The 1,376-nt window shown below is 37.5% G+C and carries 1 protein-coding gene; it reads right to left on the bottom strand.

Annotated features, from left to right (window positions below):
* Nucleotides 1-411: 411 nt before the first annotated feature.
* A complete protein-coding gene (locus G7Y56_RS18415; RefSeq protein WP_165045919.1) occupies nucleotides 412-1,029 on the bottom strand; it encodes a hypothetical protein in 618 nt (205 codons plus the stop codon).
* Nucleotides 1,030-1,376: the final 347 nt, after the last annotated feature.

Raw genomic sequence — 1,376 nt, 5'->3', positions numbered from 1 at the left:
TATGGTATCTTCAGCTTGATTATCAAAAGTCTAATTCAAGAAATAAAGTTTCAACTTTATGTCATCCCATAGTTTACTTTTGATAATCGGTTAATCTCTACTTTTTTACAACAAAAGAATAAAATTAACCTTGCTTTTTGAATAGTAAATTATAAAACAAATATAAGAGTCATCCCGAACTGATAGCCCCTCCTAACCTCCCCCAAGGGGAGGAATGCAAAGAGGGTGTTTAGAATAATTATGAGTTGCAGCTACCTACCGTCGGCGCTGTCATCCCGAAACGCAGTGAGGGATCTGTTCTGAAATAAGCCGGTAGCTAACAGCTATTGGCTGATAACATCAAAAGATAAGAGATCCCTCACTGCGTTTCGGGATGACAGAGGCGAGTACACAAAGCCGGATTGGACAGGCTTAGCAAACCATCAGCACCTCCCTACGCCTTTGTAGAAATTCGTGATTGCGGCAAACATCCTTCTTTATCTTAGATACAATGGCTTGAATCTGATGCGCCTTGAGATGGGTTATATCAGCCAGCACGTCGTAATTAATAGCAGGTTTAAGGCTTACATACATTTTAAACAGTTCGAACTCTCGAATCTTATAGCGGTCATATACATAATCGAAAATATCTTCCTCGAGCCTTTTTTGCTGAATCTCTTGCTCCATGTTATAACCTCCCATATCAGGCTTATCGTAATTGGGCGAAAGTGCACAATAACGACTGGCTTTCATATTGCCCTGTACATAGTTTGTGAAAAACGAGCGGAAGAAATAAGAGCGATAGTTATCTATATCCAACCCCGAATAAAGTATACTCTCGTACATCCTCAAATAGGTTTCGTTCAAAGTATCTTCATTAAATATGTCTTTGGTTTTCAACTCACACACAAGCGACGCATAACTTTCGGCGAACCATTCATTAAACCGCTGAACTTTAACCATTCCATCTTTCACAGGAGTTTTGTCATGCTTACCGCGAATCATATACTTTTTACCTGTATTACCTCTAAAACTGTTTCCTAATCTCATAATTTTATTATTTTTAAAGTAATAAGCACCCTAAGCCCTCGCAATTAAGAGCCTTAAAAAAAGGGTTTATATAATGTTAAACTGATTGTTAACGACTGACGACCCGTCTTAGCTTCTCAGACTTTCTCCGCGAAACATGATTCGTTTTGTTGTCGATTTTATTCTATCTAAAGTTCTGTCACCATAGCTGTATAATATAATTGAAAAGTAGTCCACTTAGTAATTGAAAAGTATACCACTAAGTGTCTCGGATGAGATTGGCTAAAGATATTTATTCTTCATCAGGTTGTAACATTTTTTTAGTTTCTTTAACTCTGTACGACTGTCCATTCATGTTGATAAGGTAT

Source organism: Dysgonomonas sp. ZJ709, assembly GCF_011039195.1.
Lineage (GTDB): Bacteria > Bacteroidota > Bacteroidia > Bacteroidales > Dysgonomonadaceae > Dysgonomonas.
Note: the sequence above shows the minus strand (reverse complement) of the source record. Positions and strands in the feature narration are given on the sequence as shown.